Genomic DNA, 25,799 nt, shown 5'->3' on the forward strand with positions numbered 1-25,799 from the left:
GAACATGAGGATTTCCTCGCATTTATCGTTATCATTCTGTTATGTGAAGCTGGCCACATCCGAAGTTCGGCCGTCCGAAACGTGTCGGTGGCGCGCAGTACCTTCCGCACACACCGCAAAACCGGCACATCGAACATGGGGGGGAATTCATGTATTCGTCAGTCACACATATCTTTTCGCAGCACGATCGGGACGCGATCGCTCGGCACATCGAAGCCACTGCAGCACAGGACTATTCACCGTTCTGGACAACAGGATGGCCGAGTGAGACCGAAGCTGCGCTGCTCGATGCCGTCTTTTCGGCGCGTGCGACCTACGGCGGCACCAACACCGGCGTACGACGCGTCGTCTCGCGGTGGCGCGCCTATCGCAACACCGATCACCTCGATGACCTCGCGGCACTCGCGTCCTTCACCGAACGCCCGGAGGCCCTTGCGGAGATACTCGGCAACCGTCAGCGAGTGGCAGGTAACTCCACCGCCAAAGCGGAGGCGGTGGCGAAGAGTGCTGCCGTCCTGGTCGGGTGCGGGGTTCGGGCCGCGGACCAATTGTTCGACGCCGACGATCAGCGCGAGGCTTTTACCGCCGTCGCCGGGGTCGGGCCGAAGACCTGGGAATGCGCCCTCTTCCTCGTCGGGCGACGCACACTCGATGCGCTTCTTCATTTCGTTGCGTTCGCCTCGGACGCGGTCGGTCGCCGAGTGGAGGGAGAACTCGCCGAGCACTTCCTCCAACTCACGGCAGAGTCGATGGGCGCCCCACACGCAGCCCTGGAACACGCGGTCTGGCGCTACCAGCGGCGTATCGGTCCGGCCGCTCCTCTGCCTTCACTGAGCGAAACCGGGTAAAGGCTGTCAGTGTGGCTGCGCTCGCGCGACGAGCGCCGCCACACCGTCGAGAATGCGCTCGACGCCGAATTGGTACTCGTGTACCGGATCGCTCGCCGCGTCGTACGACTCGGATGCAGCGGTTCCTACCCGTGACGACACCGGATACCTGTTGCGATCCATGACCTGCTCCAATACCGGCGCTGTCGCTTCCCACCATTGAACGTCGGTCATGCCCGACTCCTCGCGAACCCGATTGAAGCGGGCGAGCGCGCGAGCCGTGCCTGCGACGTGCGTCAGAACCAACGTCAGCACCGAATCCATCTCGACGTCCGTCAATCCGATCCCGTCGATGACCCTGAGCTCGGCCTCGTACTTGTCGTTGGTGTGTGGGCCGAGCACCGCGCGCGCCCCTTGGGCGTCGAGGAGCCACGGGTGCGTGCGGTAGAGCTGCCAGTTCCGCTCCGCGACGAAACGCAGTCCCTGTTGCCATCCAGTCGTCGACGCCGTCGGCTCGTCGATCCCCGAGTACAGCGATCCCAGCGCACTGTCGGTCATCAGATCGGTCAGGTCGGTCCGCCCCGGCACGTGGGTGTACAGCGACATGGCGCCGACGCCGAGTCGGTCCGCCACCCTGCGCATCGACACCGCGTCGAGACCCTCGGCGTCGGCGATCTCGATGGCTGCCCGCACGATCGAATCCACACTCAGCCCTGTACGGCTCGGCTTCTCACTGACGCGCCACAGCAGGCCGAGAGTGCGGACCGGGTCGAACTGTGTGTCCTTCTTGCTCGCCACGCCTCGCACAGTACGCCGTACTATGCGCCGTCCTGTGCGCCCCTGATCGCTTGAATGGTCCATTCATACGATCAGATAGCGTCGCAGTCACATTCAAGCGGTCATGCCACGCGTGCAATCGAGCGCCGACGGCGTTGTAGACTTTCCCGAGCACTCGCGCGAGTGGCGGAATTGGCAGACGCGCTGGATTTAGGTTCCAGTGTCTCAGGACGTGGGGGTTCAAGTCCCCCCTCGCGCACACACTCCTCAGATCCGTGCAGCTCTCAGTACGCCAGATCGCGGCGTCGGCAGCCGGCGACGGCAATACCTGTCAGACCGGCCACCACCGCCAGCAGGAAGAGGCCCTGCCCGAGATCGAATGACTCGAGTGGCACCGACGCGGTGTAGCGCCAGGGCGAGGCGCTATCGAACCACTCGGGTAGGTCGAACGCGTCGGCGAACATCACTGCGACCGCCACGTAGCCGAAATAGAGCCACGACACTGCGGCTGCCCGACGCGCAACGCCGACGACGACGGCTGTGACCGCCACAATCACCCACACCGCCGGGACGTACGCCAGCGCGCAAGCTGCCAGGCGCACAGCCTGCAGCGGATCACCGACCGTCACGCCGTAGGCCAGACCGTCGCCGAACCCGCCGACAACCAGTACCAGCGCACTTCCTGCCATCGCTACAACGAGGTACCCAGTGAGCCAACGCACGCGTCCGACCGGTGCTGCCAGGATCATTTCCGCCCGTCCAGAGGTCTCCTCGGACCGAGCACGCAACACACAGCTCACCCCACATGCGGCGGCCAATAGCGCGATGATCGACAGTGTGAGCGAGTGATACGAGTCGACGGCGTCGCTCGCGTCCGGCAGGTAGGTGGCGATTTCGGGGTTGTCCGCCAGAAATTGTTCGATGCTGTCCGCGAAGGATCCGTAGGCGCTACCGAGCACGAAAACCCCGATACACCAACCAATTACAGATGTGCGCTGCACACGCCACACCAGCCCGACGGGCGAGCTGAGCATGCGTGAGGCCGTACCGCGGCCCGGCCGGTACCGAAAGACCCCGGCGCCGAAATCTCGTCGCTCGGCAAGCACGAACGCCGCAGCGATGAGTGCCGCTGACATCACGACGAACAACAACAGCGGCCACCAGCGATCGTCCACGAAGGGATAGGTGCGTTGTCCCCACCCGATCGGCGACGCCCAGGCCGCTGCGTCGTTGCCCACATCACCGACCGCGCGCAGGATGTACGCCAGTGCGATCAGTGCACTGACGGCTGCGTAGACGCCGCGGGGGTTCTGGTACATCTGTGCGGCGACGGTTGTGGCTGAGGCGACAGTCATACCGAAGCCCGCGATCGCCAGTCCGAACAGAACCGAGCCTTCGATTGCCAGCCCGGTCACCACGGATGTGACTACCAGGACCACCGCGACTGCGGTGTTCGCGAGCACGGCGATACCGAGAGCAGCGAGTACAGGAGCGCGGCGCCCTACCCGCATCGACCTGATCAACTCGGTTCGTCCGGCTTCTTCGTCCGATCGCGTGTTCCTACCGACCAAGAACATGTTCATCAATGCGACGACAATGGCGAGATAGGCGAAGATCTCGAAGAGCACCTCGCCTCCGATGGTCTCCAAGAGTCGAGTCGGACCGCCCATCGCCACCAGCGCCGCGTTTGCACTCATGGTGGACCGCAGCTGGGCCAGTTTCTCGGGCGAATCGTAGAAGTTCTGACTGCTCGTGGATTGCAGCGCCATCAGGGCGACCATCCCTGCCAACCACCACGGCAGTATCCAGCGCTCCCGACGCAACGAGAAGCGCACCAGCGTGGTGGCGCCCGCTGTGCGAGGGAAATCCGTCTCGATACTCAACTTATTTCCCCGCCACTGAGTACGTATCCACTTCGTAGTGGCGCAGAAAGATATCTTCCAAGCTCGGCCTACTGCTGTTCATCGCGACAACACCGAGATCGGCGAGTGCACGGAGTACACCGTCGAGTTGCGCCGTATCGACGGTGAACCGTGCGTGGGTGCCCTCCGAGATCAGCTCGCGCACTCCTGGCGTCGCCGCAAGAGCAGCGGTGGGGCGCACGGTCTCGACCGTGATCGACGTGGTGTTCAAATGCCGTAAGTCGGCGAGAGACCCGCTCTCCACCGTACGACCGTGACGAACGATACTGACTCGATCGCACAGCGCCTCGACCTCGGCCAGCAGGTGACTGGACAACAGGACCGTGCGTCCCTCGCTCACCAGCTCGTGAACACACCGTTGAAACTCCGCTTCCTTCAGTGGATCCAGACCCGCTGTCGGTTCATCGAACAGAAACAGTTCCGCGTCCGATGCCAGCGCGGCAACCAGTGCCACCTTCTGCCGATTCCCCTTCGAATAGGCGCGAGACTTCACAGTCGGGTCGAGTTCGAATCGTTCGAGCATCTCGGCGCGTCGAGCCGAGTTCACACCGCCGCGCAGTCTCGCCAGCAGATCGATGGTCTCGCCACCGGTGATACCGGGCCACAGGGTGACCTCGCCAGGCACGTAAGCGAGCCTGGCGTGCGCGGCGACCGCGTCCGTCCAGGGATCCAAGCCGAGCACCCGGACCGTGCCGGCATCCGCTCGAAGCATCCCGAGCAGGATACGAATTGTCGTCGTTTTCCCCGCTCCGTTCGGCCCGAGGAACCCGTGCACCTCACCAGCGTTCACCGTCAAGTCGAGTTGGTCGAGCGCGACTGTGTTCCCGAAAGACTTCGTCAGCCCGGAGATGGCAATCACAGCGTCGTCGGTCATCATTCGATCGTGGCCCACGGCACGGCCCTGCCGGCAGGGCCGAAAGTCCCTGCGATGCACCTCTGTCACCGTCGGTGAATTCGCGTCCCTACTAGAGCTCCTGGCGGTGGGCGAGGTACTTGCGGACGGTGGTGACGATGTCGTTGGCACAGACGAGAATCACAGCGATGGCACCGATACCTATCGCGATGTCGAGTGCCGTACCGAGATTGTCGGCGTTACCTCCGTAACGGCTGGCGATGAAGTCCGCCGAGAAGTACGGCCGGTTCACCAGGACGGCGACGGCTGTGGCAACGGCGAGCAGGTTTGCGGCAATGGACATCACCGTGACCGGCAGCGTCCAGGCACGCACGATCAATTGCGCACCTGCCACACACACCCACAACGCAGCAACCACGACTACAGCAGGCAACAACCGCTCGACCACATCGGCATCGAGTCCCTCCGCAGTTTCAGCGAGGAACGACGGTGCCAGCGACGGGAAGAAGCACAGCGAAACGACCAGCAAGGCGACGGCGAACACAAGATCGGCGATCGCGTCACCGAGGGCGATCTCGTGCCCGTGCGGAACCGGCGGGAGATCATCGGGATCCCAATCGTGTAGCACCGCATCCGGGGCGAAACGCTCGATGACCGCAAAGACTACGGTGACCCAGAAGGCGGCGTATACAGCGCCCGCGAAGGCCGATGTGAGACCCTCTTCGACAATTCTGCCGATTGTCGGCGTCGTCTCGTTGTCGACCAGGACGGGCAGCAGACTCACCCCTCCGAAGACGATCGCCATCACACGGACAGCAGGCCACAGAACACGCACATACGTGTCGTAGAAGCGCGGCCCGATGAGCCGACGCGGCGCGCCGCGGAGTCGGCGCGCTTGATCTTCCGGTGCACCGAACTCGGTGAGAACCTCGCGTGTGGGGCGCCCGTAGGATTCGTTTCGGACCCGCTCCCGCAGCTCTTTGTCAGCCTGGTCACGGCGAGACCTCGGTAGATGCACGAGCACACCGTGGACGTAGCGGTCGACCAGGTCATTGTCGGACAGCGTGTCGGTCATCATCACTCCCGCAACCATTCGATGTCACTTCCTGCCACCAGTCGATCAACCCGCCGGATCAGGCGTGAGAGCCGTTGGTCCTCGCCATGTGGGCCATCCGGACCACTCGGAACTGTCGGGGCTCGGAACCGAACTACCAGAGGTAGTAGAGACTCGGGTACCTTCGGGGAGTGGCAAAATCCCGCTCGCACCATCGTCCGGCGCTCATCGCGCTGGTCCTCGTGTCTGCGGTGGCATGCCTGGCACTCGGTTGGTGGCAGTGGGAACGTTTCGAAGCCGTCGGTGGAGACGGCCAGAATCTTGGCTACGCCTTCCAGTGGCCGTTGTTCGCTGCCTTCGTGATCTACGCCTACCGCAAGTTCGTCCAGCTCGAAGGCGACGCCGAAGCGTCGGAGGCGAACGGCGACGAGCCTGCTGACGAGACGGTCCGCGAAATCCCCGCCGACCTATTGCCGAAGCGCCCCGTCTACGCCGATACAGACGACCTGGACGATGTCGAGGCCCGCCAACTTCTCGAATACAACAGCTACCTCGCCGAGCTCGATCGCTCCCGCGAGTGAAGACAGGAGCATCACACGTGAGCACTGCTGCGCAGAAGCCCATGACGACCGATCGCAAGAAGAAGATCGGGTCGGCGCTGCTGCGGTACCGGGTACTGGCATATGTCACCGGCATCTGGCTTCTCGTGCTGACGGGCGAAATGGTCGCCAAGTACATATTCAAGGTCGAGAACGTACCCAGCTGGATCGCCGTCGTGCACGGGTGGGTCTATCTCGTGTATCTGATCTTGACGGTCGATCTCGCAATCAAAGTTCGCTGGCCGGCGGGGCGCACGATCGGAACCCTGCTCGCAGGCACCATCCCGTTCCTGTCGTTCTTCGTCGAGCACTGGCGCACCACGCAGGTCAAGCGCGACTTCGGCGTCTAGTTCCTCAGCACCTCACAGCGTCGAGGTCGCCGTCGGCAAGAGCGTCGAAGACCAGTTGCTGCGCGAGAAGATCGTACGAGATCCCGGTGTGCTCGACCGTGTTCGCCGGGCACAGATCCTGAATCACCACGTTGCGGGCACCAGGTCCCGTCAGTAGCGACGCTTGGTACGGCACCACCTGGTCGTAGCGGGTCACGATGACCGTGTACTCCACGCCCGGCACAGTGTCGACCGGCGAATTCAGCTCCGCCAGAGCATCGTCGACGGGTGGCCCCGGGGTCGGGTAGTTGGGCGGCGACAGGGCCACGATCCTCGATACCCGATCCGCCCCGCCGAGGTACTCGACGTAATACCGCGGCACAGTCCCACCCTTGGAATGGCCGACGATCGAGACTTTCGATGCGCCCGTCGCCGCCGATACAGCGTCGACGAATGTCGACAGCTCAGCGGCGCTGTCCGCGATAGAACCGAGTCCGCCGAACGGAATACCTTCGGGAGCACCGTAATCGAGAGCGAATACGCAGTAGCCTTCGTCCACGAGCTTGGGTGCCAGGGAAGCCCAGTTGCCGTAGGAGTTCTCCAGGAATCCGTGCACGAGCACGACAGGTTCCGGATGTTCGGCGGACGGCGTGCACTCGAAATCGTTGACGCCCAGTGGCTCCGCACCCGGGTGCACTACCGAATACAGCACCGCCTCGGGGAACGATTCCGCCGGCGGTGCGGCATACGCCGCACCGCCGGACGCAAGCGCCAACGCCCCCACCAATCCTGCAACAACGACCGTTCGATGCACGGCCACCAGTGTCCTACGAACTCAGTGTGCGCAGTGCCGGAATCAGCAATCCGAGCGCCCGGCCACGGTGCGATGCTGCATCCTTCTCTTCAGGGCTGAGTTCGGCGGCGGATCGACGCTCCCCTTGCGGAACGAACACAGGATCGTATCCGAAACCATTCTCTCCCAACGGGCTACGCGCAATCGATCCGCGCCACTCGCCCCGAACGACGCTGTCCGAGCCGCCGGGAATCGCCAGTGCGCAGGCAGACACGAAGCCCGCTCCCCTGCGCTCGTCCGGCACATCGCCGAGCTGAGCAAGCAACAGTGCCGTGTTGGCGTCGTCCTGCCCGTGCACACCCGACCATCTGGCCGACAGCACACCCGGCATTCCGTTCAGCGCATCGACTTCGAGACCCGAGTCGTCGGCGACACAGGGCAAGCCGGTTGCCGCTGCGCCATCTCGCGCCTTTGCCAGCGCGTTTTCCTCGAACGTCGCGCCCGTCTCGGGCGCTTCGGGGAACTCGGGTACCTCGTTCAGGCCCACCAGTTCGATCCCGGATATTCCTGCCGCGTCCAGGACCCGTCGCAGTTCACGGAGCTTCTTGGCGTTGCGGCTCGCGACGAGCAACCTCGTCTCAGCCACCGAACTTCTTCTTCGGCGATCCTGCCGGCGCAGGCTCGGGCAGGACGCCCGGATACGGCTCCGCGAGAGCGGCTTTCTGAACCTCGAACAACTTCTCGATACCGTCGAGCGCGGAATCGAGCAGCTTGTCCAGCGTCGAACGCGGGAAAGTAGCGCCCTCTCCGGTTCCCTGGATCTCCACGAGAGTGCCGGTGTCGGTGGCCACGACGTTCATGTCGACCTCCGCGCGCGAGTCCTCCTCGTACGGGAGATCGAGGCGAACCCTGCCGTCGACGACGCCGACGCTGACAGCGGCGATCGCGCACGAGATCGGCTGCGGATCCGCCAGTCGACCGGCTGCGCGCAGGTAGGTGACCGCGTCGGACAACGCGACGAACGCGCCGGTGACTGCTGCCGTTCGGGTGCCACCATCGGCCTGCAGAACGTCGCAGTCGAGCGCAATGGTGTTCTCACCGATCGCAGCGAGGTCGATGCACGCGCGGAGCGATCGACCGATCAGTCGGGAAATCTCCTGGGTGCGTCCGCCGACCTTGCCCTTGACGGACTCGCGTCCGCTGCGGGTGTGCGTCGCTGCGGGAAGCATCGCGTACTCGGCGGTGAGCCATCCGAGGCCGGATCCCTTGCGCCAGCGCGGAACACCCTCCTCGACGCTCGCCGTGCACATCACGCGGGTGTTGCCGAACTCGACAAGCACCGAGCCTGCCGGGTTGCTGGTGAATCCGCGGGTGATCTTGATCGGGCGGAGTTCGTCGTCCGCTCTTCCATCTTCTCGTCTCGACACGCGGCCAGCCTATCGCGCGCCTACACCGTGAATACATCCCCGGGCGACACCGCGTGCACCGGTCCGCTGAATTCGGCTTTGGCCTCCGCGATGACATCTTCCCGCGACGTCCACGGCGGGATGTGGGTCAACAACAGCTCGCCGACGCCTGCGTCGCGAGCTAGTTGTCCCGCCTCGGTGCCCGACAGGTGAACTCCGACGGGCCGATCGGGACTGTGCGTCCACGAGGCCTCGGACAGCAACACATCTGCCCCGTGCGCGATGTCGCGCACTGCCTGACACATACCGGTATCGCCGGTGTAGGCGAAGATCTTGCCCGCGCCCGTCGTAACCCGCATTCCGTATGACTCTGGAGGGTGATACACCTGCCGCGCTTGCACTGTCAGTTGCCCGTGTTGGATCGTTCGGCCGTCCGCCCACCGCCGCAGGTCCAGCGTGTCGGACATGTCGTCGATCTGACCGCCGCACTCCGCCGACGCGACACCGAGGCGGAACGCTGTGTCCTTCGGCCCGTAGACCAACGCGCGACCTTCTGGTGGATTGGGGTGATACCTCCTCCACACGAGCAGTCCCGGAACGTCCAGGCAATGGTCGGCGTGCAGATGCGAGAGGAACACACTCACGTCCCCGGGATCTGCGTAGCGTTGCAGCGCGCCGAGTACACCGGGCCCGAAGTCCAGCACCACCGGTGAAGTCCCCGGTTCATCGAGCAGGTAACCCGACGCGGGAGAATCGGGCCCGGACACACTGCCCGAACATCCCAGGACGGTAATACGCATACGGGTCATGCTGCCACGTCATCCCCCGACGCCGAAACGCATCGGCAGTTTTCACGCAGCGGCAGAGAACCGGGCCACGTCACAATTGCGGCACCTCACAGCTGCGAGGTGCCGACCGACTTCTGTTTACGCGCCTCGCGAGCGTCGGACGACAGCGCCCACGCCGCGACGACACCGCCGACAGCTCCGAACAGGTGACCTTGCCACGACACTCCGGGGGTGCTGGGGAGTACTCCCCACAAGGCACTTCCGTAGAGCAAGAACACGACGACGCCGATGGCGAGTTGGCCGAGGTTGCGGGTGAAGAAACCGCGCACGAGCAGGTACGCGAGGAATCCGAAGACCAGGCTCGACGCGCCGATGTGGTTGGAGTTGCCGCCCCCGAGCAGCCACGTCCCAACGCCGGCGACGATCCAGATGATGCCGGTCGCCGCGAGCCCTCGGCCGATACCGGACAGCAGAACGAGGAACCCGAGGACAAGCAGCGGGACGCTGTTGGCAGCAAGGTGCGCCCAGTCGTCGTGCAGCATCGGCGCGAACAGAATCCCCCACAGCCCGTCGCTGGTGCGCGGGTTGATTCCGGCCGTCTCGACCCGACTTCCGGAGGCCACATCGATGATCTCGACGACCCATAGAAGCAGGACGAAGCCGCCGGTGTACATCGCGGCCGACTGCCACAGCGCTCGCTTGGGAGTCGGGGCAGGTAGATACGGGTTCGCGCTCATCGAAGACGACACCTTTCGTCTGTCGGATCTGTCTCTTCGAGAATACCGCTGCTCAGGATTCGAACGCGGACGGAAATATCTGGCGATACGTCGGAATCCCAGCCACGGACGTCGCGTCGAGCAGCGCACGAACGATTGCACGCTCGACGACGTTTGCCGCCACCGCAGCCAGGGCGTCGAGAACCGGCAGATCTCGTGCGAATGCCTTCGGCATCGACGTCTCGGTCACGACGGAACGTGTACCCGTCGACAGGGCGAAAATCGTGTCTCCGTCGAGCGGCGAGTGTGCGGGTCTGATCGCTCTGGCCAATCCGTCGTGGCCTGCTATGGCGAGTCGCTTGCACGAGCCCGGCGAGAGGTCGACGTCGGTGGCGACGACTCCGATCGTCGTGTTCAGCGCCGTTCCCTTCGGTTCCAAGGCATTGGCGTTCCACAGTTCGTGAACGTCGGGCTTACGCATGCCGTAGGCCTGCGGCCCCTCGGATCCGACGCCCCACGGCAACCCGGTGCGGGGATCGAAAATGGATCCGACGGGGTTGGTGACGATCAACGCGCCGACGGTAACGCCGTCGGCGGGGCCACCCTCGATCACGGTGCTCGCCGTTCCCACGCCGCCCTTGAGCACTCCTGCGCGCGCACCGACACCCGCGCCGACCGAGCCGGTCTCGAACTCTGCCGCGGCCGCTGCGGCCGCAAGGTAACCGAACTCTGCGGTGGGACGTATGCCCCACTCACCCACGGGCAGGTCGAAGATGACGGCGGCGGGGACGATCGGAACCACCTGATCCGGGCTCCCCATCGCGATCCCGTGTCCATGCTCCTCCAACCACTGCATGACACCGTCGGCTGCGGCGAGTCCGTAGGCACTCCCGCCACTGAGCAATAGTGCGTTGATCTGCTGCACCGAGTTGCTCGGATCCAGAAGGTCGGTCTCCCTGGTGCCCGGCCCACCGCCGCGGACGTCGACCGCAGCCACAGCACCACCGAGGGTTCGCACCACCGTGCACCCTGTCGCCGCACCCGAGCCCAACTCGGCATTGGAGTCGATGTCGTGGTGATGCCCCACCAACAAGCCGCTCACGTCTGTCAATGAATCGCGAGAACCGGACACGGGGCGACGCTCCTATGGAGTAAGGACCTGCACGAGGGAATCCTGCATCCAGGTGAGCCAGTGGTACACATCGAGGTGCGGAGCTCGTGGATCCCCCTCGTCGAGAACATCCGGGGTGTCCGCGTCGATACCCAGTGTCGTTCCGAGGGCCAATCGTAAATCGTTCAGGCCCGCCAGCCAGGCTTCTGCTTGCTCGGGAGTCAAGGCGATCTTGCCACCCGAGGCCGGAAGGGTGTCCAACATGACGCGGCTCGACCGAACCTTCTCGTCGATGATCTCGGGCTCGTGCAACCCTCGCAGTGCGCCGTTCAGGTTCGCGGTGTCGGCGTCGTCCGACGGTTCGTGGCGGTGAAAGTCCGGCAGCAGCCTCGCCAGCGCCGCGTCCTCAGGTGGCGTGCTGTGACCGGTGCGGAGTCCCGTCATGGCCGCAAGTTCATCGGTGGGAGCACCTGCGGCTCGGTCGCTCAGCAGTCCGACCACCGACTCGACGAGCGACCGCAGCACCGTCGCTTCACGCGCATCCATTTCCGAGCGAATCTTGACTCCGCTGAGTGAGTTCTTTCTGCTCCACGTGCGCACGGCTCGGTTTTCCTTCGTGTCGGAGACGTTCGAAACTGCTTGACGCTGGCGACTATTTGTCCTGCTGCATGGTCGCCCACAGACCGGCCGCGTGGAGTCTGCGCACGTCGTTCTCCATGGTGACGCGTTCACCGCTGGACACGACCGCCTTGCCCTCGGAGTGCACCTGCATCATCAGCTCGGTGGCCTTGGCTTTGCTGTAGCCGAACAGCTTCTGGAACACGAAGGTCACGTAGTGCATCAGGTTGACCGGGTCGTCCCAGACGATGGTCACCCAGGGAACGTCATGAGCCTCCTCGGTCGCCTCGACAGTGGATTGCTCGGGCACGGCCTGCGGGGAAGCAGCCAGGGTCGGCGACTCGGCAACTACTCCCACCATCTCGTCAGCCGTCGATGAAGCCATGTGGACAGGGTACGACGACCGGGGCAAGGTGCGCACCGTCACCCCCGCGCCTCGTAGTGTTGATCAGGTGCCTACCGACTCTGATACCGGACCGCATGTGACGGACACATTCCGGAGCGCCGCCCTGTTCACCGATCAGTACGAATTCACGATGTTGTCGGCAGCCTTGGCCGACGGCTCGGCAAACATTCCGTGCAGCTTCGAAGTGTTCGCACGCCGACTTCCGAACGGGCGACGCTACGGTGTCGTCGCCGGCACAGCGCGCCTTCTCGAAGCGCTCACTCGGTTCCGTTTCGGTCAGGACGAACTCGATACGGTGTCGGCGTTCCTGGATTCATCCACCGTGGAGTGGTTGCGGAACTATCGGTTCACCGGCGACATCGACGGTTACCGCGAGGGAGATCTCTACTTCCCCGGCTCGCCCGTGCTGTCCGTGCGAGGGACGTTCGCCGAATGCGTCGTCCTGGAAACGTTGGCTCTGTCCATCCTCAATCACGACAGCGCGATCGCCTCCGCTGCCGCACGAATGTCCAACGCGGCAGGCTCGCGTCCGATCATCGAGATGGGATCGCGACGGACCCACGAGGAGGCGGCGGTCGCGTCGTCGCGGGCCGCGTACATCGCCGGCTTCTCCGCGACGTCGAATCTGGAGGCCGTGCGTCGGCACGGCGTACCCGGCGCCGGCACCTCGGCCCACGCGTTCACCCTGCTGTACACCGGTGAGGCGGGACCGGATGAGAAAGCCGCGTTCGCCGCCCAGGTCCGTGCGCTCGGCGTGTCGACGACGCTGCTGGTCGACACCTACGACATCGCGCAGGGTGTCGCCAACGCGATCGAGGTAGCCGGTCCCGAACTCGGTGGCGTTCGCCTCGACTCCGGCGACCTCGGCGTGCTCGCCCGGCAGGTCCGGCAGCAACTCGACGATCTCGGAGCAACCGGCACCCGAATCGTCGTATCGGGAGATCTCGACGAGTACGCCATTGCTGCACTGCGTGCCGAGCCCGTCGACTCCTACGGCGTCGGCACTTCGCTGGTGACCGGATCCGGGGCTCCCACCGCAGGAATGGTCTACAAGCTCGTCACCGTGGACGGGCGTCCGGTCGCCAAGCGCAGCAGTCACAAGGAATCGCGTGGCGGTTCCAAAGCAGCGGTTCGCACCAGCCGCGCCTCCGGGACGATCGTCGAAGAAATCGTGTACCCGCTCGGCAGCAATCCCCGTGTCGACGACGGTCTTGTCGCGACCGAATTGAGCGTCCCTCTCGTGCGTGGCGGCGAGCAGGTCGACGGGGCGCCCTCGCTCGACGATTCGCGCACACTGCTGGCGGAGCGGCTCGTCTCTCTTCCGTGGGAAGGCCTGAAGCTCTCGCAGGGCGAGCCGGCGATTCCGACTCGGTTCCTCTGATCGCCGCCGCTGGGGCTCCCCCGGTGTCGGTCGAGAAATTCGTCGGCGACAAGCAGTAGTCTTCTCCGGTGCCGAAGACCGAACTGCCGACCGTGCCTGCCCTGCTGAAGGTCGCGGTCAACGCACTCGGAGGCAAGGAACGCAGCAACCAGCTGACGATGGCATCGGCCGTTGCGCATTCGATCGACACCGGAGAGCATCTCGCCGTGCAGGCAGGCACCGGCACCGGTAAGTCCCTGGCGTATCTCGTTCCCAGCATCAGGCACGCCGTCGAGTCCGGACGTACCGTCGTGGTTTCCACCGCGACTATCGCGCTGCAGCGCCAGCTCGTCGACCGGGATCTTCCCCGCCTCGCCGACGCCCTGACCGGAGCCATCGGGCGGCGTCCCAAGTTCGCAATCCTCAAGGGCCGCAACAACTACCTCTGCATGAACAAGATCCACACCGGCGCCTCGGAGGAATCACCAGACGCCGAACTGTTCGATGCCTTCGCCATCTCCCGCCTCGGCCGCGAGGTGGTGCGGCTGACCAAGTGGTCCTCCGAAACCGAGACCGGTGACCGCGACGACGTCGTTCCCGGCGTCAGCGACCAAGCCTGGCGACAAGTGAGCGTCACCGCTCGCGAATGCCTCGGTAAGTCGCGCTGCCCGGTAGGCGAGGATTGCTTCGCCGAACGTGCACGGACCGAAGCTGCACAAGTCGACGTCGTCGTCACCAACCACGCGCTCCTGGCGATCGACGCGATCACCGGCATTCAGATCCTGCCCGAGCACGACGTCGTCGTCATCGACGAAGCCCATGAATTAGTCGATCGCGTCACCGGCGTCGCCACCTCGGAGCTGTCCGCTGCCACCATCACTGCGGCTGCACGCCGATGCAGCAAGCTGATCGAGGAAGAAATCGTCGACTCACTCGACGGCGCTGCCGAGAACTGGGGAGCAGTACTGGACGACCTGCCTCCTGGGCGCTGGGCGACCCTACCCGACGATGTAGCGCCTGCGCTGGCCTCCATCAGGGACTCGGCCTGGTCTGTCCGCACCGCGATCGGACCGACTCAGCGGGGGCCGGCAACGCTCGACCCCGAGGCCGCGGCGGCCCGCAACGCCGCACTCGTCGCTGTCGACGAGGTACACGACAGCGCCGTGCGAGTCCTCACGGCCTTCGACGAACCGGATCCGGCCAAGCGCAAAGACGTCGTGTGGCACGCCGTCGACGACTTTCGCGGGTCGGTGAAGCGAACCGTGCGCATGGCTCCCCTGTCGGTCGGCGGACTGTTGCGCTCACGCCTGTTCGCAGAAGCAACCGTCGTGCTGACCTCCGCGACCTTGACGGTCGGCGGGTCGTTCGACGGTCTGGCAATCAACTGGGGTCTGCCCGCCGAGAACTCCAACCGCAGTGACACCGCGATGGCAACCGGCGTCGAGCCACCGTCGGATACTGCCTCCATTCGCTGGAATTCGCTGGACGTCGGTTCGCCGTTCGACCACGCCAAAGCGGGCATCCTCTATGTCGCCAAACATCTTCCAGCCCCCGGCCGCGACGGATTGTCTCCGCTCTACCTCGACGAGATCGAGAAGCTGGTCAGCGCTGCAGGCGGACGGACGCTCGGATTGTTCTCGTCCATGCGCGCAGCCAAGGCCGCCGCAGAAGAGATGCGTGAACGCCTCGACACGCCGGTGCTGTGCCAGGGAGACGATGCCACCGGCGCCCTCGTCGACAAGTTCGCCGCCGACGAGGCAACGTCATTGTTCGGCACGCTGTCACTGTGGCAGGGCGTCGACGTGCCCGGCCCGTCGCTGAGCTTGGTGATCCTCGACCGGATACCGTTCCCGCGACCCGACGATCCCCTGCTTGTCGCCCGGCAACAAGCAGTCCAGTCACGCGGCGGCAACGGATTTTTGTCCGTGGCCGCCAATCACGCAGCGCTTCTGCTCGCTCAGGGCGTCGGTCGACTACTCCGCAGCGTCGACGATCGCGGAGTCGTCGCCATGCTCGACTCGCGTTTGGCAACGGCACGGTACGGGGGCTACCTGCGGGCGTCACTGCCACCGTTCTGGGAAACGTCCGACCCCGAAGTCGTCCGCAAGGCGCTGACCCGCCTCGCCGGCGGTGGCGGCTGACCCCTGCGCACGACTACGCGTTGGGGGTTCTCACCAGGCCCAATTCGGCGTCCCCTACCAGTAACTCGTGGTGCGGCAGCACCCTGACGGTGTAGCCGACAGCGCCGCTGATGGGCAGGGCCGTATCGGTGACGAACACCTCACCCAACGAGTCGGTTCCTGCATGACTCATGGTGACCGTCCGTACATCGGTCAGGTTGTCGTTCTCGTCGACCCGCCCGAGGACGGCCTGAACCACCACGTCGGTCGGAGCCAACTCACCCAGCCGAACGTATGCGCGGAGAGTCAGTTTCGCTCCGATCACCGGCGTGTCCGGCAGCCCTTCGCTGTCCACCTGGACGATCTCGACCGAATGCCACGTGCCTTCGACTCGCCGTCGGTACACGGCGACGTCCTTGGCCCCGGCGTATCCGTCGGCGTTCGCGGCCCGCGCCGCTTCCGCGGCGGGCGCATAGTAACCGAGTGTGTAGTCACGAACCATCCTCGACGCCAACACTTTCGGGCCGAGGTTCTCCAGCGTGTGGCGTACCATCTCGATCCACCGCGTCGGAACTCCGTCGGTGCGGTCGTAGAACTTCGGCAGCACCGACTGCTCCAACAACTCGTACAATGCCGCTGCTTCGAGATCGTCCCGACGACTCTCGTCGGTCACCCCGTCCGCGGTCGGTATGGCCCAGCCGTTCTCACCGTCGTACATCTCGTCCCACCATCCGTCACGAATGGACAGGTTGAGGCCTCCGTTGAGTGCCGACTTCATACCGGACGTTCCGCACGCTTCGAGGGGACGCAGCGGATTGTTCAGCCACACATCGCAACCCCAGTACAGGTACCGTGCCATCGACATGTCGTAGTCGGGGAGAAAGACGATGCGGTGTCGGACATCCGCCTCGTCGGCGAACCGCACGATCTGTTGAATGAGTGCCTTGCCGCCGTCGTCGGCCGGGTGCGACTTCCCCGCAACGACCAACTGGACAGGACGTTCCGGGTCGAGCAACAGCCGCTTCAGCCGCTCAGGCTCGCGCAGCATGAGCGTCAGACGCTTGTAGGTCGGCACGCGCCGAGCGAACCCGACCGTCAACACGTCGGGATCGAAAACTCCAGCAGTCCAGCCGAGCTCGGCTTCGGAGAATCCACGTTCGAGGCTCGAACGCCGAACACGACGCCGAACTTCGCCGACGAGCTGCCCCCGCAGTTCATTTCTGGTGGCCCACAACGTCGCCGCCGGAACCGTGTGCAACTGCTCCCAACCTCGCGCCTCTTCCAGAGCCTGCGCGCCGACCACCTCGTGCGCCAGGTCCATCCACTCCCGAGCTGCCCACGTCGGCGCGTGCACACCGTTGGTCACCGAACCGATCGGTACTTCCGTTGCGTCGAATCCGCGCCAGAGATCGCTGAACATCTCGCGGCTGACGATGCCGTGAAGCTTCGAGACACCGTTTGCACGCTGTCCGAGACGCAGCCCCATGTGCGCCATGTTGAACACTGACCGATCGCCCTCCGCGCCGAGAGCGAGGACTCGTTCCATCGGAAGCCCCGGCAGCAGAGCTGAATCGGAAGATCCGTCGGCGCTACCGAAATAGTGCCGCACGAGGTCGGCAGGGAATCGATCGATGCCGGCCGGAACCGGAGTGTGCGTCGTGAAGACCGTTCCGGACCGCACCGAGGCGAGTGCCGCGTCGAAATCGAGGCCCTGCGTCGTCACCAGTTCGCGAATTCGCTCGGCGCCGAGGAACCCCGCGTGTCCCTCGTTCATGTGGAACACTTCCGGGTCCGGAAGACCGTGCTCATGGGTGTACGCGCGGATTGCCCGGACACCGCCGATGCCGGCCAGAATTTCCTGCTTGATGCGATGGTCCTGATCGCCGCCGTACAGACGATCGGTCACGCCGCGCAACTCGGCGTCGTTGTCGGAAATGTCGGAATCGAGCAGCAGCAACGGTACTCGACCGACTTGCGCAATCCACACGCGCGCGCGAAGCACTCGCGATCCCGGCATCGACACGTGGATGAGTACCGGCGCCCCACCGGAATCGGTCAGCAGTCGAAGCGGCAACCCTTGCGGATCGAGCGACGGGTACCGCTCGGCCTGCCAACCCTCTGCGGTGAGCGATTGCCGAAAGTAGCCGGATCGATAGAGCAGCCCGACGCCGATCAGTGGCAACCCGAGGTCGGACGCCGCCTTGAGGTGATCGCCGGCGAGAATTCCAAGCCCACCCGAGTAGTTGGGCAGTACCTCACTGACGCCGAACTCCATCGAGAAATAGCCGATACCCGCTGGTAGCGAACGCCCGGCTTTCCGCTGAACCTGGTACCACAGCGGACGCGTCAGGTAGTCGCGAAGATCGGCGGCGAGGGCGTCGAGACGTTCGACGAAACCGCTGTCCGCGGCCAGGTACTCCAACCGCCCTGGGGCAACTGCTCCGAGCAGACCGATCGGATCCCACTCGGTCTCTCCCCACAGCAACGGGTCGATTTCCTCGAACAACTGTTGCGTGGGCGAGTGCCACGACCAGCGGAGGTTTGTCGACAGCTCCGCGAGGGCATTCAGCCGCTCGGGCAGGTGGGCTCGGACAGTGAACCGACGCAAAGCTTTCACGGGCCGAACCCTACCCACCCACAGCCCAACGTGCGTCGACTTGCCAATCTCGTCCGACAACGACGCAGCCTCTGTGACTGCACTACGGTTGTAATAGAGCACGCCGACCATCAGTGACCGACCGGCCGCAGTTGCTGCGACCGATCACCGAAGCGAAGAACGGAGCGTGAAGTGACAGGTCGACTCGGTATCGACAATGTCCTTCCAGACACGGCCACCGGAAAGTTCCCCGCGAAAGCAGTGGTGGGCGAAGCATTTCCGGTATCGGCAGACGTATGGCGCGAGGGCCACGACGCTGTAGCCGCGACTCTGGCGGTTCGCGGCCCCGGATTGCACTCGCCTCTGCGCATCACTATGACGCCAGGTGTCGAACCAGACACGTTCGACGCGATTTTCACGCCCACTGCCCCGGGTTACTGGATCTGCCGGATCGAGGCCTGGAGCGACCCGGTGGCGACGTGGCGGCACGCTGTCGAGGCCAAGCTCGGCGTCGGACAGAGCGCCGCCGAGTTGGCCAACGATCTCGAGATCGGTGCACAGGTGTTCGAGCGCGCGGCAGACGGCGTGCCCGACGAACACAAGGGACTGTTGAAGGACGTCGTCGTCGCACTCCGCGACACCAGTCGTCAACTACCCGCTCGGGTGTCGCCGGCGTTCGCACCCGCCGTCGCCGAGCTGCTGCACGAGTATCCGCTGCGTGAACTGATCACCCGCTCGAACGGCATCAACATCTGGGTGGATCGTTCGCGTGCACTGAACGGTGCTTGGTACGAATTCTTCCCCAGGTCGACAGGGGGATGGAACGAGGACGGCACGCCGCGTCACGGCACCTTCGCAACGTCCATCGAGCAACTCCCCCGAGTCGCACGCATGGGCTTCGACATCGTGTATCTTCCGCCGATCCACCCGATCGGCACGATCAACCGAAAAGGACCGAACAACACCCTCACTCCTGGCCCGGAAGACGTGGGGTCCCCGTGGGCAATCGGTTCGAAGGAAGGCGGCCACGACGCCATTCATCCCCGATTGGGAACCGAGGCGGATTTCGTTGCGTTCGTCGACGCCGCGAACGCTCTCGATCTCGAAGTGGCCATCGACCTTGCGCTGCAGGCCGCTCCCGATCATCCATGGGCGAGCGAACACCCGGAGTGGTTCACAGTTCTCCCGGACGGCACCATCGCGTACGCCGAGAATCCGCCGAAGAAGTATCAGGACATCTATCCGGTCAACTTCGACAACGACCGCCGGGGTATCTACGATGAAGTGCTGCGCATCGTGCGGTACTGGGTGTCGTTGGGCGTCAAGATCTTCCGGGTGGACAACCCACACACCAAGCCACCGGACTTCTGGCAGTGGCTGATCGCGGAGGTCAAGAAGACCAACCCCGAGGTTCTGTTCCTGGCCGAAGCGTTCACCCGCCCGGCCCGCATGTACGGCCTCGCGATGCGCGGATTCACCCAGTCCTACACGTACTTCACCTGGCGGGTCGCGAAGGAGGAACTGACCGAGTTCGCCGAGGAGCACGCACGTCGAGCGGACGACGCACGGCCCAACCTGTTCGTGAACACTCCGGACATCCTGCACGAGAGCTTGCAGCACGGCGGACCGGGAATGTTCGCATTGCGTGCAGCCCTCGCTGCAACGATGTCACCCACGTGGGGCGTCTACTCGGGCTACGAACTCTACGAGCACCAAGCTGTTCGTCCCGGCAGCGAGGAATACCTGGACTCGGAGAAGTACCAGCTTCGACCACGCGATTTCGAGGGCGCGTTGGCACGCGGAGAATCGCTCGAACCCTGGTTGGCAACGCTGAACTCGGTGCGACGCGCTCATCCCGCGCTCCAACAGTTGCGAAATATTCACTTCCATCACGTGGACAACGACGCGTTGATCGCGTACTCGAAGTTCGATCCGAACACTGGGGACTCCGTTCTGGTGGTGGTCAACCTCGATCCGTTCGGCCCGGAAGAAGGGACGATCTGGCTGGACATGCCTCAGATCGGACTGGACTGGCACGACAGCCTGACTGTCACCGATGAAGTCTCTGGCCAGCAATTCCATTGGGGGCAAGCCAATTTCGTCAAGCTGGAGCCTTGGAAGGCCGTGGCGCACATTCTGTCGCTACCGCCCATCCCCTACCCCGCTCGACTCGAACTGGCATACCGCGGCAACCGGAAGTAAGTGGGAATCAACGTGAGCGAGAATACGATCACACCGAGCAGCAACGACCTCGATCTGCTGGCTCGAGGCAAGCACTACAACCCACACTCGATCCTGGGCGCACACTCCGTCGAGGGCGGGACCGCGATTCGAGCACTCGAGCCCAACGCGGAATCGGTCGTTGCCCGAGTCGGCGGCGTCGACTACCCGCTGACGCACGTGGCACACGGGGTGTTCTCGGCTCTCGTGCCGATCGACGACCTCATGGACTACCGACTGATCGTCACCTGGCCAGGCGGCAACACCACAACCTCCGCCGACGGATACCGCTTCCTCCCGACGCTGGGTGAGCTCGACCTCCACCTCTTCGGCGAGGGACGCCACGAACGGCTGTGGGACATCCTCGGTGCCCACGAGCAGAACTACACCACGCCCGACGGCGACGTGAGCGGAGTGTCGTTCGCGGTGTGGGCCCCCGCGGCGTCCGGAGTGACCGTCATCGGCGAGTTCGACGGTTGGACCGGACAGAGCTTTCCGATGCGCGCGCTCGGGTCCACCGGCGTGTGGGAGCTTTTCATCCCCGATATCGGTCCCGGCACGATCTACAAGTACCGCGTCCACGGTTCCGACGGAGTAGCACGAGACAAAGCTGATCCGATGGCATTCGCCACCGAGATTCCTCCCGCCACAGCGTCGGTCGTCTCCAGCACGGAGTTCGAGTGGACCGACGACAACTGGATGGAAGCGCGCGGCGACGTCGAACCGACTGCGGCACCGATGAGCATCTACGAGGTTCATCTGGCGTCATGGCGTCCGGGCCTCGACTACCGCGAGGTGGCCAGGCAGCTCGCCGAATACGTGCTCGAGACCGGCTTCACCCACGTCGAACTGATGCCCGTCGCCGAACATCCGTTCGGAGGCTCGTGGGGGTACCAGGTCACCTCGTACTACGCCCCGACCTCCAGATTCGGCAGCCCCGACGACTTCCGCTTCTTCGTCGACCACCTCCACCAGGCCGGCATCGGCGTCATCGTCGACTGGGTCCCCGCGCACTTCCCCAAGGACGAATGGGCGCTGGCCCAGTTCGACGGCGGTCCACTGTACGAGCACGGCGACCCCAAGCGGGGTGAGCAACTCGACTGGGGCACATTGGTTTTCGACTTCGGTCGCCGCGAGGTACGAAACTTCCTCGTTGCCAATGCACTCTTCTGGCTCGACGAGTTCCATATCGACGGGCTCCGCGTCGACGCCGTCGCATCCATGCTCTATCTCGACTACTCACGTCCTGAGGGCGGTTGGACGCCGAACATCTACGGTGGCCGTGAGAATCTCGAAGCGGTGTCGTTCCTGCAGGAGATGAACGCGACGGTTCACAAGAAGTTCCGTGGTGTAGTGACCGTTGCCGAGGAGTCGACGGCATGGCCCGGCGTCACTCGTCCGACCAGTGTCGGTGGGCTCGGCTTCAACATGAAGTGGAACATGGGGTGGATGCACGACACCCTCGGGTTCCTCGGTCGCGATCCGATTCACCGCACCTTCCACCACCACGAGATCACGTTCTCCCTCGTCTACGCGTGGAGTGAGAACTACCTGCTGCCGATCAGCCACGACGAGGTCGTGCACGGCAAGGGAACACTGTGGACTCGGATGCCGGGCGACGATCATCAGAAAGCCGCCGGGATGCGAGGAATGCTCGCGTACATGTGGGCCCACCCTGGCAAGCAGTTGCTGTTCATGGGTCAGGAATTCGGCCAGACGCGCGAGTGGTCCGAGGAGCGCGGGTTGGACTGGTTCCAACTCGACGACAACAACGACAGTGGGCTGCATCGCGGCGTGTTGAACCTCGTCACCGATCTCAATGCTGTCTACCGCGAGCACTCGGCTCTCTGGACACTGGACACTTCTCCCAGCGGCTACTCGTGGATCGATGCCAACGACACCGAGAACAACGTCCTGAGTTTTCTCCGGTACGGGTCCGACGGTTCGGTGGTCGCCTGCGTCTTCAACTTCTCAGGAGTCGTGCGGGGGGACTATCGTGTCGGACTACCGGAACCTGGACGGTGGCACGAGATCCTCAACACGGATGCAACCTCGTACGGCGGCAGCGGAGTCGGCAATCTCGGAGAAGTGACGGCAACTTCGCACTCATGGCACGGCCGACCGGCGTCTGCGCAGGTCGCGCTGCCCGCCAACGGAGCGATCTGGATCAAACTGGAGCGATAGATGAGTGGCGGTCCTACCCGACGCAGCAGTCGTACGCGGCACGTACTGTGGGTGACCGCCCTCATCGCCACCTCTGCGTTGCTCAGCTCGTGCGCTCAGACCATCGACGGACGCGCAGTCTCGATCTACGACAACCCGTTCACCGTGGCGGGTCTGCCGGTCACGGACGGGCCGAGTGGGCCTCGTCCAGGAGTCAAGAACTCCTCACTCAACGTGCGCAACGCCGAGGGCACCGACTCCGACATCATTGCGACCAACGCAATCGACGACGTTCAGCAGTACTGGTCGCAGACCTACCCTGAGTTGTTCGGTAGCCCGTTCACACCCGTGTCGGAGCTCATTTCGTGGGATGCCAGCGAGGACGAAGACGAGGGCATCCGATTCTGCGGCTTCCGCACCGGCGGCGTTCCGAACGCGGCGTACTGCACGAAAGACGACACCATCGGCTGGGATCGGACGATCCTGCTGCCCGCATTGATCGACGCGTTCGGACCGATGGCAGTCGTCATGGTCATCGCACACGAGTACGGCCATTCGGTGCAGCACCAGTCGGGACTCGTCGGCGACGACACTCCGACCATCGTGGCCGAGCAACAGGCCGATTGCTTCGCAGGTGCTTTCATCCGGCACGTCGCGGAGGACAAGTCGCCACACTTCACCATCAACACCTCCAACGGCCTCAACGACGTTCTGGCCGCGACGGTCTCCGTTCGAGATGTCGACCCCAACGATCCAGAGTCCGTGCACGGCTCGGCATTCGAACGGGTCACCGCCGTTCAGATCGGGTTCACCGACGGAGCCTCGGCATGTGTGAGCATCGACGAGGACGAGATCGAGTCTCGCCGGGCCGATCTGCCGCAGAAATTCAGCGACGCCGACGACGACGGTGAACTGCCGATCACCACCGAATCACTCGAGGCTTTCGTTCGATCGTTCGAAAGCCTTCTGAAGCTCGACAACCCGCCGACCGTGTCGTACACCGGTAGCGACACCGACTGCCCCGAGGGCACCGCAACCGAGCCGGTCTCGTACTGCAGCACGACCAACACTCTCGGTGTCGACGTCGACGCACTCGCAGAACTCGGCACAGCCGAACGACCTCGACGCGGAGATGTAATCCCGCTCAACGTTTCCGGCGACTACAGCGCGTACGTACTGTTCGCGTCCCGCTACACCCTCGCGGTGCAGAACGCAGCCGGGCAGCCGCTGGACAATCCACAGACCGCACTCCGGTCGGCGTGCCTGGCCGGTGTGATCACCGCCGGCCTGAGCTCCGAGAACCCGGAGGCCACCGACCTCGAAGTGTGGCTCTCTCCCGGCGATCTCGACGAAGCAGTGTCAGGACTGCTCAGCGACGGCCTCACCGCGAGCGACATCAACGGTGTGACGCTACCCAGCGGGTTCTCGCGTGTCGACGCGTTCCGCTCGGGTGTGCTGGGCGGACAGGACACCTGCAACGCCCGCTACCGCTAGCTCAGTACAGCGCGGACGCCAACTTCCGACGAGCCGCGACCACGATGGGGTCCGCCGGATCGAACAATTCGAACAGCTCGAGCAGACGCGTTCGCAGCTGAGTCCGCTCGTCTCCGGCCGTGCGCTTGACGCCTGCAATGAGTCGAGCGAAGGCTGCTTCTGGGTTCTGTTGCGACAGTTCGACATCGGCGGCTTCGATTTGAGCTGCGACATCTGCCGGTGCTGCATCTGCCTTCGCCACAGCGTCGGCATCCACATTCTGTACACGCGCCAGGAACTTGATCTGCCTCAGCGCGGCCACCGCGTCCGTGTTGGCCGGTTCCGCGTCGATGATCGCCTGATACGCGGCGATTGCCGAGTCGAAGTCGCCCGCGTCGAGCGCTTCCTCAGCGGCGATCAGTCGTGGATCTTCTTGCTCGGGTTCGCTTTCGACCGGTTCTGCTCCGGGAGGTCCAGTGAGCTTTCCTGCAGTCGCCTGCTCGATCGCCTCGATCCACTTACGAAGCTGGTCATCGGACTGCGACCCCTGGAAGTCAGCGAGCGGCTGGCCACCGGCGACAGCAATGACCGTCGGGATGGCTTGGACGCCGAACGCCTGGGCGATCTGCGGGTTGCTGTCGACATCGATGCGGGCGTGAATCCACGTTCCGCCTGCCTCGACTGCGAGCTGCCCGAGCTGGCGAGTGAGCGCGACCGATTGAGGAGAGCGAGCCGACCCGAGATCGACGATGACGGGCACCTGCGACGAACGTCGAAGAACTTCCTCTTCGAATGTGGCAGTTGTCACATCGACGATCGGGGGTAATCCCCCACGACCGTCACCGGCTTCCGCAGCCGGCGGGGGTGCCGGCCGATCTTTCAACGCCGAGAGGTCGAAGGCACCCGCAATGGATGCGGGAACGGCAGCAGGCGGACGGGTTGACGAGCGAGGTCCGGGTCGAGTCACGCTCTACAGTTTGTCACTAACTCGGTTCCCTCACTACTGCCGAGGTCAGCTCCCGCCGGACCTGGCCGTTCCGCAGGCTCCACTCCTGACCGACCCCGGTCATTCCGCAGGCTCCACTCCTGACCAACCCCGGTCATTCCGCAGGCTCCACTCCTGACCGACCCCGGTCATTCCGCAGGCTCCACTCCTAGGCGACGGGCTTGGCGAGTTCCGGCTCGGACGCACTGAGTTCCGCGAGCTTGCCGGTACGTGCGGCCCACACCTCGAACACGATCGTTCCGAACGGCGGCACACTCGCAATACCGGCGAGAAGAGTCGTGACGATGCTCCACCGGAGCTTCACAGCCGTCACGACGGTGATGACGAGATAGATGACGAACACCGCTCCGTGGATCGGTCCGAAGATTTTGACACCGATTTCGTTGCCGTCCGCAGGGATGTACTTGAACGCCATCCCGATGAGCAGTCCGAGCCAGGTAAGGGCCTCGAGGACTGCGATGAAGCGGAAACGCTTCGCGGTGGTGCTCAGGTCGAAGAAGTTCAGCATGACGACTATTGTGCCTGACCGACTACGACACGACGTAGTGGCTCTGATCTCACTCCACCGGCTCGATCAGAACCACTACCCCGTATGTACGAAGCCTCGCTACTTCTTGGGGACTCGCAGGATCAGTGCATCACCCTGACCACCGCCACCACAC

At 64.2% G+C, this 25,799-nt stretch carries 23 protein-coding genes and 1 tRNA gene; 9 read left to right on the plus strand and 15 right to left on the minus strand.

What is annotated here, in order from left to right:
• Positions 1 to 149 precede the first annotated feature (149 nt).
• Positions 150 to 848 (plus strand): DUF8548 family protein, encoded by a 699-nt coding sequence (locus ACODSO_RS17570; RefSeq protein ID WP_489038057.1) that lies wholly within the window; start codon positions 150 to 152, stop codon positions 846 to 848.
• A gap of 6 nt (positions 849 to 854) precedes the next feature.
• Here the strand turns inward: ACODSO_RS17570 and ACODSO_RS17575 are convergent, their stop codons facing one another.
• On the minus strand, positions 855 to 1,625 hold the full coding sequence (locus ACODSO_RS17575; protein WP_489038058.1) for a TetR/AcrR family transcriptional regulator: 771 nt from the start codon (positions 1,623 to 1,625) through the stop codon (positions 855 to 857).
• Between the two features lie 156 nt (positions 1,626 to 1,781).
• On the opposite strand from ACODSO_RS17575, the gene ACODSO_RS17580 reads away from it, so the two are divergent.
• Positions 1,782 to 1,863 (plus strand) — tRNA-Leu (locus tag ACODSO_RS17580).
• 25 nt (positions 1,864 to 1,888) lie between these two features.
• Here ACODSO_RS17580 and ACODSO_RS17585 read toward each other — a convergent pair.
• The 3 genes from ACODSO_RS17585 to ACODSO_RS17595 form a co-directional block, all read right to left on the minus strand.
• Positions 1,889 to 3,487, minus strand: coding sequence for an ABC transporter permease (locus ACODSO_RS17585; RefSeq protein ID WP_489038059.1), 1,599 nt, complete (start codon positions 3,485 to 3,487; stop codon positions 1,889 to 1,891).
• A 1-nt stretch (position 3,488) separates the two neighbouring features.
• Positions 3,489 to 4,400 (minus strand): ABC transporter ATP-binding protein, encoded by a 912-nt coding sequence (locus ACODSO_RS17590; RefSeq protein ID WP_489038060.1) that lies wholly within the window; start codon positions 4,398 to 4,400, stop codon positions 3,489 to 3,491.
• Between the two features lie 91 nt (positions 4,401 to 4,491).
• The gene (locus ACODSO_RS17595; RefSeq protein ID WP_489038061.1) at positions 4,492 to 5,472 is read right to left on the minus strand and encodes an HAAS signaling domain-containing protein; all 981 of its coding nucleotides are present in this window, start codon (positions 5,470 to 5,472) and stop codon (positions 4,492 to 4,494) included.
• Positions 5,473 to 5,624: 152 nt separating this feature from the next.
• Between ACODSO_RS17595 and ACODSO_RS17600 the strand changes: the two genes are divergently transcribed.
• A complete protein-coding gene (locus tag ACODSO_RS17600) occupies positions 5,625 to 6,014 on the plus strand; it encodes a transcriptional regulator (protein ID WP_068377990.1) in 390 nt (129 codons plus the stop codon).
• 41 nt (positions 6,015 to 6,055) lie between these two features.
• On the plus strand, positions 6,056 to 6,382 hold the full coding sequence (locus tag ACODSO_RS17605) for a DUF3817 domain-containing protein (RefSeq protein WP_489038077.1): 327 nt from the start codon (positions 6,056 to 6,058) through the stop codon (positions 6,380 to 6,382).
• A 4-nt stretch (positions 6,383 to 6,386) separates the two neighbouring features.
• Here the strand turns inward: ACODSO_RS17605 and ACODSO_RS17610 are convergent, their stop codons facing one another.
• The 8 genes from ACODSO_RS17610 to clpS form a co-directional block, all read right to left on the minus strand.
• The gene (locus ACODSO_RS17610; protein WP_489038062.1) at positions 6,387 to 7,175 is read right to left on the minus strand and encodes an esterase/lipase family protein; all 789 of its coding nucleotides are present in this window, start codon (positions 7,173 to 7,175) and stop codon (positions 6,387 to 6,389) included.
• A gap of 13 nt (positions 7,176 to 7,188) precedes the next feature.
• Positions 7,189 to 7,800 (minus strand): RdgB/HAM1 family non-canonical purine NTP pyrophosphatase, encoded by a 612-nt coding sequence (gene rdgB / locus ACODSO_RS17615; RefSeq protein WP_489038063.1) that lies wholly within the window; start codon positions 7,798 to 7,800, stop codon positions 7,189 to 7,191.
• Positions 7,793 to 8,581, minus strand: coding sequence for a ribonuclease PH (rph, locus tag ACODSO_RS17620; RefSeq protein WP_489038064.1), 789 nt, complete (start codon positions 8,579 to 8,581; stop codon positions 7,793 to 7,795). Before rph ends, rdgB begins: the two co-directional genes overlap by 8 nt.
• A gap of 20 nt (positions 8,582 to 8,601) precedes the next feature.
• Positions 8,602 to 9,360 (minus strand): cyclic nucleotide-degrading phosphodiesterase, encoded by a 759-nt coding sequence (locus ACODSO_RS17625; RefSeq protein ID WP_197480898.1) that lies wholly within the window; start codon positions 9,358 to 9,360, stop codon positions 8,602 to 8,604.
• Between the two features lie 95 nt (positions 9,361 to 9,455).
• Positions 9,456 to 10,085 (minus strand): rhomboid family intramembrane serine protease, encoded by a 630-nt coding sequence (locus tag ACODSO_RS17630; protein WP_489038065.1) that lies wholly within the window; start codon positions 10,083 to 10,085, stop codon positions 9,456 to 9,458.
• 52 nt (positions 10,086 to 10,137) lie between these two features.
• Complete coding sequence (locus ACODSO_RS17635; RefSeq protein ID WP_489038066.1) at positions 10,138 to 11,196, minus strand: P1 family peptidase; 1,059 nt, start codon at positions 11,194 to 11,196, stop codon at positions 10,138 to 10,140.
• Positions 11,197 to 11,208: 12 nt separating this feature from the next.
• Positions 11,209 to 11,775: an oxidative stress transcriptional regulator AosR gene (gene aosR, locus ACODSO_RS17640; RefSeq protein WP_489038067.1), complete on the minus strand. Its 567-nt coding sequence runs from the start codon at positions 11,773 to 11,775 to the stop codon at positions 11,209 to 11,211.
• 52 nt (positions 11,776 to 11,827) lie between these two features.
• Entirely contained in the window at positions 11,828 to 12,154 is a 327-nt protein-coding gene (gene clpS, locus ACODSO_RS17645) for an ATP-dependent Clp protease adapter ClpS (RefSeq protein WP_489038078.1), read from the minus strand.
• A 91-nt stretch (positions 12,155 to 12,245) separates the two neighbouring features.
• Here clpS and ACODSO_RS17650 point away from each other — a divergent pair, with 91 nt between their 5' ends.
• Positions 12,246 to 13,580: a nicotinate phosphoribosyltransferase gene (locus ACODSO_RS17650; protein ID WP_489038068.1), complete on the plus strand. Its 1,335-nt coding sequence runs from the start codon at positions 12,246 to 12,248 to the stop codon at positions 13,578 to 13,580.
• A 68-nt stretch (positions 13,581 to 13,648) separates the two neighbouring features.
• Positions 13,649 to 15,700 carry an ATP-dependent DNA helicase gene (locus ACODSO_RS17655; protein ID WP_489038069.1) on the plus strand — a complete coding sequence of 684 codons (2,052 nt, stop codon included), beginning with the start codon at positions 13,649 to 13,651 and terminating at the stop codon, positions 15,698 to 15,700.
• 13 nt (positions 15,701 to 15,713) lie between these two features.
• Here the strand turns inward: ACODSO_RS17655 and glgP are convergent, their stop codons facing one another.
• On the minus strand, positions 15,714 to 18,296 hold the full coding sequence (glgP, locus tag ACODSO_RS17660; RefSeq protein ID WP_489038070.1) for an alpha-glucan family phosphorylase: 2,583 nt from the start codon (positions 18,294 to 18,296) through the stop codon (positions 15,714 to 15,716).
• A 171-nt stretch (positions 18,297 to 18,467) separates the two neighbouring features.
• Between glgP and ACODSO_RS17665 the strand changes: the two genes are divergently transcribed.
• From ACODSO_RS17665 to ACODSO_RS17675, 3 genes are read left to right on the plus strand one after another with little or no spacing between them, the layout of a single operon-like run.
• Complete coding sequence (locus tag ACODSO_RS17665; RefSeq protein WP_489038071.1) at positions 18,468 to 20,477, plus strand: maltotransferase domain-containing protein; 2,010 nt, start codon at positions 18,468 to 18,470, stop codon at positions 20,475 to 20,477.
• Positions 20,478 to 20,489: 12 nt separating this feature from the next.
• On the plus strand, positions 20,490 to 22,679 hold the full coding sequence (gene glgB, locus ACODSO_RS17670) for a 1,4-alpha-glucan branching protein GlgB (RefSeq protein WP_489038072.1): 2,190 nt from the start codon (positions 20,490 to 20,492) through the stop codon (positions 22,677 to 22,679).
• The gene (locus tag ACODSO_RS17675) at positions 22,680 to 24,152 is read left to right on the plus strand and encodes a neutral zinc metallopeptidase (protein ID WP_489038073.1); all 1,473 of its coding nucleotides are present in this window, start codon (positions 22,680 to 22,682) and stop codon (positions 24,150 to 24,152) included. It abuts the gene before it with no gap.
• Between the two features lies 1 nt (position 24,153).
• On the opposite strand, the gene ACODSO_RS17680 is transcribed toward ACODSO_RS17675, so the two are convergent.
• Both ACODSO_RS17680 and ACODSO_RS17685 read right to left on the minus strand, forming a co-directional pair.
• The gene (locus ACODSO_RS17680; protein WP_489038079.1) at positions 24,154 to 25,041 is read right to left on the minus strand and encodes a co-chaperone YbbN; all 888 of its coding nucleotides are present in this window, start codon (positions 25,039 to 25,041) and stop codon (positions 24,154 to 24,156) included.
• Between the two features lie 244 nt (positions 25,042 to 25,285).
• Positions 25,286 to 25,654 carry a DUF3817 domain-containing protein gene (locus tag ACODSO_RS17685; protein ID WP_489038080.1) on the minus strand — a complete coding sequence of 123 codons (369 nt, stop codon included), beginning with the start codon at positions 25,652 to 25,654 and terminating at the stop codon, positions 25,286 to 25,288.
• Positions 25,655 to 25,799: the final 145 nt, after the last annotated feature.

It is taken from the genome of Rhodococcus sp. FG69 (assembly GCF_057808915.1).

Coding starts and splice junctions, on each gene's coding strand:
- ACODSO_RS17605 (WP_489038077.1), top strand. CDS start 6,056: ATGACGACCGATCGCAAGAAGAAGATCGGGTCGGCGCTGCTGCGGTAC.
- ACODSO_RS17590 (WP_489038060.1), bottom strand. CDS start 4,400: ATGACCGACGACGCTGTGATTGCCATCTCCGGGCTGACGAAGTCTTTC.
- ACODSO_RS17630 (WP_489038065.1), bottom strand. CDS start 10,085: ATGAGCGCGAACCCGTATCTACCTGCCCCGACTCCCAAGCGAGCGCTG.
- ACODSO_RS17595 (WP_489038061.1), bottom strand. CDS start 5,472: ATGGTTGCGGGAGTGATGATGACCGACACGCTGTCCGACAATGACCTG.
- ACODSO_RS17625 (WP_197480898.1), bottom strand. CDS start 9,360: ATGCGTATTACCGTCCTGGGATGTTCGGGCAGTGTGTCCGGGCCCGAT.
- ACODSO_RS17570 (WP_489038057.1), top strand. CDS start 150: ATGTATTCGTCAGTCACACATATCTTTTCGCAGCACGATCGGGACGCG.
- clpS (WP_489038078.1), bottom strand. CDS start 12,154: ATGGTGGGAGTAGTTGCCGAGTCGCCGACCCTGGCTGCTTCCCCGCAG.
- ACODSO_RS17675 (WP_489038073.1), top strand. CDS start 22,680: ATGAGTGGCGGTCCTACCCGACGCAGCAGTCGTACGCGGCACGTACTG.